5 protein-coding genes and 2 pseudogenes are annotated in these 6,287 nt (G+C 43.6%); 2 read left to right on the top strand and 5 right to left on the bottom strand.

Going from position 1 to position 6,287, the window contains the following annotated elements; translation table 11 throughout:
* Positions 1-188 precede the first annotated feature (188 nt).
* Complete coding sequence (locus EI162_RS06870; protein ID WP_192523639.1) at positions 189-626, top strand: hypothetical protein; 438 nt, start codon at positions 189-191, stop codon at positions 624-626.
* Positions 627-730: 104 nt separating this feature from the next.
* Here the strand turns inward: EI162_RS06870 and EI162_RS06865 are convergent, their stop codons facing one another.
* Positions 731-1,348: a YceI family protein gene (locus tag EI162_RS06865; protein WP_192523638.1), complete on the bottom strand. Its 618-nt coding sequence runs from the start codon at positions 1,346-1,348 to the stop codon at positions 731-733.
* A 495-nt stretch (positions 1,349-1,843) separates the two neighbouring features.
* On the opposite strand from EI162_RS06865, the gene EI162_RS06860 reads away from it, so the two are divergent.
* The gene (locus EI162_RS06860) at positions 1,844-2,122 is read left to right on the top strand and encodes a type B 50S ribosomal protein L31 (protein ID WP_192523637.1); all 279 of its coding nucleotides are present in this window, start codon (positions 1,844-1,846) and stop codon (positions 2,120-2,122) included.
* Positions 2,123-2,503: 381 nt separating this feature from the next.
* Here EI162_RS06860 and EI162_RS06855 read toward each other — a convergent pair whose 3' ends face one another.
* The 4 genes and pseudogenes from EI162_RS06855 to EI162_RS06840 all read right to left on the bottom strand — a co-directional run bounded on the left by EI162_RS06855 (position 2,504) and on the right by EI162_RS06840 (position 6,256).
* Entirely contained in the window at positions 2,504-3,334 is an 831-nt protein-coding gene (locus EI162_RS06855; RefSeq protein WP_192523636.1) for an SGNH/GDSL hydrolase family protein, read from the bottom strand.
* Positions 3,328-4,455 (bottom strand): annotated as a pseudogene (locus EI162_RS06850) (nicotinate phosphoribosyltransferase); the annotation flags it as partial. The gene EI162_RS06855 and the pseudogene EI162_RS06850, both read right to left, overlap by 7 nt.
* A gap of 143 nt (positions 4,456-4,598) precedes the next feature.
* Positions 4,599-4,973, bottom strand: a pseudogene (locus EI162_RS06845) (nicotinamide phosphoribosyltransferase domain-containing protein); the annotation flags it as partial.
* A gap of 200 nt (positions 4,974-5,173) precedes the next feature.
* Positions 5,174-6,256, bottom strand: coding sequence for a bifunctional nicotinamide-nucleotide adenylyltransferase/Nudix hydroxylase (locus EI162_RS06840; RefSeq protein WP_192523635.1), 1,083 nt, complete (start codon positions 6,254-6,256; stop codon positions 5,174-5,176).
* Positions 6,257-6,287 lie beyond the last annotated feature (31 nt).

Genomic DNA, 6,287 nt, shown 5'->3' with positions numbered 1-6,287 from the left:
TTCTCGCTTGTGTCTTTATCTGGCTGCCGCTGATTTGAATTCTATACAGCCCCTAATGTTTTGGGTATGCTATATTGAAACTGCTTGAAGGCAGGTTTAAGTGGTTTTCTGTACGATTGCTTAAATCATCAGACAGGAAGAAAAACCCAAATAAAAATATACTATGACAATATGACAAGGAAGTTATTATGAAAGGCATTCTTATACTATCAGCACTCTCAGGTGTTTTAGCGCTTAGTGGTTGTTCTACTTTTAACAATATGATTGGTAAGGACGATTCTGGTATGCATGATGTGCAAGCCACCAATAAAAGCACCGCTCCTGTCGCTAGTAAAAACGGCATGTTGGTCGATGCTAGTAACCATATGACTTTATATACCTTTGATAAAGACTCAATGAACAAATCTGAATGTGGCTCTGCATGTCTAGTTGCTTGGCCGGCATTTATGGCACCTAACAATGCCAAAGCTTCAGGGCAGTTTGCTGCATTCCAGCGTGAAGATGGTAAATATCAGTGGGCAGTAAATGGCAAACCTTTATACTTCTATGCTAATGATACTAAGATTGGCGATAAAGATGGTGATAACAAACTTGGCGTTTGGCATATCGTTAAAACTGCCAGATAAAGTTTAATAATAATTTTATCTGTATCAAAAAAGCAGCCATTTAATGGCTGCTTTTTTCATGTGATGCTTTAATTAAGATAGAAATTAATGATAAACAGGCTTTATTATTTTTTCTTTACAGCCGCTTTTTTCTCGACCAATTCACCATCGATTTGGATAGGAACATCGGTGGTGATGCCATCAGAAAATGCCGTCATACCATAAGCGGCGCGATCAATAATACCCGTCGCACGGAAGCCGACAACAGGCTCTTTAGTCAGTGGGCTATTGGCGATTTTATTTAAGGTTACATCTAGCGTCAGCGGTTTGGTTTGACCTAGCATAGTGAAATCACCGGTTACTTCGGCTTGTTGCGGATTCTTAAATGTGATGTCAGTCGACTTAAAAGTCATGGTTGGGTATTTGGCGACGTTAAAAAACTCATCCTTTTTAAGATGCTCATCACGCGCATCCCAATTGGTATCGATACTATCTGTGGCAATAGTAAAGTTCATATTGGTTTTAGCAGGCGCTTTGATATCGTAGTTCACCACGCCTTTCACCTCATTAAAGCGACCCATGGTGGTTGAGAACCCTAGGTGGTTCACCGAAAATCCAACGCGTGTGTGCGAGTCATCTAATTGCCATTGGCTCGGTAGCGCCGCGCTTGCCATGGTGGTGGTAGCAAGCGCCGCACTGATCGCGATAGCTTTGGCCGTATTTTTCAGTGAGATATTTATCATTATATTATCCTTGTTTATTGGGGTTTAATCAGTTATTTTTGAGGCGTAATTTTACCTATAGTCGATTCAATTTAAAAACGATACGGTGTTATTGCTATAAATTTTATATAAGATTTACTATCAAAGATAGGTTATTGTTTAAATAACCTACATCTCGAGGTTTAATTGTGTGTTTTATCTAATGTTAGATTATACTAGGGTAAACCATTTATCTCAATATTGTTAAGGTGTAAGTAATGTATGGTCGTGTCAATTGATCATAGAAGCTGCTTGCATCAAAAGTCGAAAACCGTTAAAATCGCGGTTTGATTTTCCCGCTGGGGAAAGGCTAAGTGAGCAGAAGTGTGGTGTTGGGTGCTGGAATAAGCCAGTGACGCAGCTGCCAGACTGAGAGATGTCCTTAGTGCCTCAGTTACGTATGCTGTGGTGTGATTAATAGTCAAAAATACCGTTAATCAAAAGCGCTGTACATACATCGGACATAGAGAGTTTATTATGCGTAAAGATATCCATCCTAAGTACCAAGAAGTTTTGTTCCATGATACTAACGCTGACGTGTTCTTCCTAACGCGTTCAACTGTTAATACCAAAGCCACTCGTGAATACGAAGGTAAAGAATACCCATACTACCCACTTGATATCTCAAGTGCGTCGCATCCATTCTATACTGGCGAACAACGTAAAACCTCTACTGAAGGTCGTGTTGCAAGCTTCAACAAACGCTTTGGTGCGTTTGGTGGCCGTAGTAAGAAAGCTGCTGATTCTGCTGAATAATTTACGCTTATTGCGTCAATCTATTTCACTGAACCATAAAAAACCGCTGATAATTCAGCGGTTTTTTTTTGGTTCAATTTTTAGAGTTTGGTTGGTTGTTAAAACTTGAATATTACAATGTTATACCATTTACAAAAATTAGAGTAGCAAGGAAAACGAGTGCAAGTGCTATAGTCAGTCCTAAATAAAATGAGTACAAACATTATAGCGAGCTACTGGGATAAGTTTTACTTGCTTGCTGTGCCTGTGCAGACAGAGGCTGCGCAAAATTTATCCCAGTAGCACTGTGTTTGTTTTATAGTGGATCGGCTATACACACTGTAGACTAAACGAGTTTGACACAACTAATCGTACTTTTTGGGTTTGGTATTAGTTTTTGAATTAAGTGACTGGTGATTCTAGTAGCTCGATAATCAGCTCTGCTACCTGCTGCGCCCAATAACCGTACATTAGGCTGCTAGGATGGAAGCCATCACTGGCAAACATCACTGAAATATCGATTGGTGTGCCATTAGAATGCTCTTCTATCATCCGTGCAAAGTCAGTTGCCATGTAGGTAACCCCGTCATTATTGGCACAAACTTGCTGCAATATCTCATCAAGGATTGAGGCTTTTGCACCGACAAAGTTATTCAACGGTGGCGGTATCGCAGGCATTTCTGCCATCGGCGGTAGACTCAAAAAAACCAGCTTTCGTACACCAAACTTACGCTGGGCAATAGCAATAATATCTTCAACTTGCTGTTGCCATTTATCTACAGGAACACTTGATGTCGTATCGTTTACACCGACACTGAGTATCATTACATCAGTAGGCTGGCTAGGAGTGGGTAGGACATATAGCCTACGTAAAATATCGAAGCTGGTATGTCCTGTAGTCGCTTGCAACGTCCAGTTCAGCGTACTGAATGTGTTATAAATGGCGGGCTGTTGCTTCAATATTGGAATGAGCTTGCCTGTCAGTGCTTCTTGCTGCGTCTCACTACCCACACCAGCTGCGGCTGAATCACCAACGACCATGAGGTTTAACGTTTTATTGGTGTTGTTTTTTGGCCTACTAGTAGACTGGTTTAGTGAAATAGATCCGCGTCTTTCGCCATTTGGCTCAGGCAGGCGAACGGTATCGCGCTTGATTTTGCGACCTTGATAAAGATAAACAGGGGCGAGTAGCACATCTTTTGCCACCGAGGCTACTTTATGAGTATTTACCATCCTGCACGCTCCCGAATAGTGGTGAGACTGTCGTCTATTAATAATTTACCATCAAGATAAACATCCCGTAATAGGTTTTCTGTATGAGCAGATAACGCATCGGCTTTGATAGTGTCTAATTTGCCATGATTGTTTCTTATTAGTGCCAACCGGCCTTTCTTCGAGCGTTTAGAGCGGCTGGTGACCGGATCTTTATAGATGTCTTTCCAGGTTCCATCGATAGAGATGGCACTGGCTTTCATCGCCCAGCTCATGGTATCGCGATTGACTTGTTGCAGCAGACCACCGCCCATACCAAAGGTCACGTTTTCGGCGCTAAAGCCAGCCTTCAACACCACATCGATAATTTTGCTCAAACTTTGCGGGCTGATACCATCACCTTGAATGACGCGTACGTAGTCTGGCAATACTTTGTAGCCTTTATTATTGGTAGTCGTCCCAAACTTCACCGCTAAGCGCTCTAATGCCTCGCGAACCACTTTAGCCGGCTCGCCACTGTCTGGTCTAATGACTAACGTACCACCCATGTTTTTAACCTCATCTTTTAAGCTGCCGCCCCAGATGTTATCAATGGCGTTCCATAAGTCATAGCTATCAGAGACCACTGAGAAGCTCTTGCCCGTACCGCCAAACTGCTCAATCATGTTGGCAAAGGCGGCGGTTTCACCATCACGGCCCCATGCGGTCATAGTGCTGTGTTCAGCAGCAGGGATTGAGAAGGCTGGCATGTCTTTATCCATCTGATACCAGCGACTGGCAGCGACCAAAGCGGTCATCGAGTCGGTACCAGCGAAGTTGACCAAATGAGCTAGGCTGCCGAGTGCGACAGACTCATGGCTAGAAGCACCGCGTGAACCAAAGTCATGCAAACGAAAAATCAATGACTCTGAATTGTCCGCAGATTTTTCTAGCGCTTGGCGAATGATACCTTTGCAATAGTGCGAGACACTCGCGACCGTCGATGGATACCAAATCGCGCGTAATAACGCTGTTTCGATATAACTTGGTAGCCAATAAAACTCAGGGTCGGTATTGATAACTTGGCAGACCACGTTGGATACGGGCACGATGCTGCCTTCGGGAACGGCTTCGATACGTAATGGCAAATAACCACCATGTTTAATAACTTGGTAGCCAATAAAACTCAGGGTCGGTATTGATAACTTGGCAGACCACGTTGGATACGGGCACGATGCTGCCTTCGGGAACGGCTTCGATACGTAATGGCAAATAACCACCATGTTTAATAACTTGGTAGCCAATAAAACTCAGGGTCGGTATTGATAACTTGGCAGACCACGTTGGATACGGGCACGATGCTGCCTTCGGGAACGGCTTCGATACGTAATGGCAAATAACCACCATGTTTATCGACCAAACGTTCCCAGCCTGCACGGTTAAAGGTCAAGCCGTGCGCTTGAATGACCATTTCCGCCTCATCGATATCTTGATGGGTAATCGGTGTGCTTAAGTATTCTTTGATAAAGGCTTGTAAACCAAAGAACAGCACATCATAGTCGCCTTTACGCGCCTCAACGTAGCTTGATAAGTACTCGCTACCACTTGGGTATTGCACCCAATGTGAGGTTTTATAGCTGTCGCTATTTAAGATCAAATTATTTAAATTACTGGTATACATCACAGAACTCCTCTGCTTTGAGATGCCGCAGCTGCTTTGATGAAAGAACAGTTGCGGCGGTTAACCCTTGCTGTCTATCAGCTTGGGCGGTGAAATTGATAACAATGACATTATAAAGTCAAATGTAGAAAATAGGTTTTATAGTTTTCAGTTGACTAAAAGTTTGGAAATAATGCACCGAAACGTCAATGATAAGAAAACTATAAGCCAACCATCTTAGTGATAATCGCATAATGGTCTTCAAACATCATTTTGGCATCTAACTCGGCAAGGGGTAACCAAAAAGCTGTGGCAGCATCATCGCCGCCTTTTACTTTTGGCAGGCCGTTTGGATCGTTTTTGAGCTGAAAGTAAAACGCTTGGGTAATCGTGCGCCCACGCGCTGAGCGATACGGGTCATCAAAGGTATGCTGACTATGGCAAGAGCCGCGCAACACTGGCTCAGGGACTTTAAGACGAGTCTCTTCTCGTAGCTCGCGGATGCAGGCATCAAATAAGGTCTCTTTTGGATTCAAAAACCCACCCGGTAATGCCCACAGTCCGCGCCCTGGCATACTGCGGCGCTCTACTAATAATATATGCCCTGATTGCACCACCAAAGCATCGGCGGTCATAAAAGTAGGTGGATAAGGGGCTGATTCCCACTGTCTTTTATATTTATCAATAAAATCTGCTTCTTCATGTAGTCGCTGATAATCATCGGTTTTTTTAAAGTCATTTAGTACTTTGCGCGTTGATTCAGGCGTGCGCTCAGGTGTCGGCGTAGCGCCCATTAGATAGCTGTCGCGGATAGGGGTCGCTGATAAATTATGATAATTGGGTACTGAGACCGACGCCCAGTTTGGGAATAGCGATAGATAATACGATGAGCTGTCTTTTGAATGACCAATCAAGCCGATATCCGTTTGTAAGTCGCCAGTGACAGATTTAACACCCGCTTGCACGTATTGTAACCAGCGCGTGTCATTGTAGAGTGCATCGTCCAGCCCAACGCAATGAATACGTGCCGCTTCTGCTGCTGAGTAGACATCCTTAATCATGGCAGCACGCTCAGCAACACTAAACGGATTGCGTAAACTACGCGGTAGGTTAGCTGAGCCAATAAGCATAATGACGTTATCGGCACGCTTTAGTGCTTCGTCGACAACCGCTTTATGCCCACGGTGGAATGGCTGAAAGCGGCCGATAAAAACCAAGTAGCGATAGTGTTTATTATTTTGCGTATCTGGGCTTTGTTTATCCGGGCTTTGCTTATCTAACTGTTGCTCTAATGATTCACTCATATGCGCCAACTTCCTACGACTTATATTTTAT

This window comes from Psychrobacter sp. FME6, assembly GCF_014861365.1.
GTDB lineage: Bacteria > Pseudomonadota > Gammaproteobacteria > Pseudomonadales > Moraxellaceae > Psychrobacter.
Note: the sequence above shows the minus strand (reverse complement) of the source record. Positions and strands in the feature narration are given on the sequence as shown.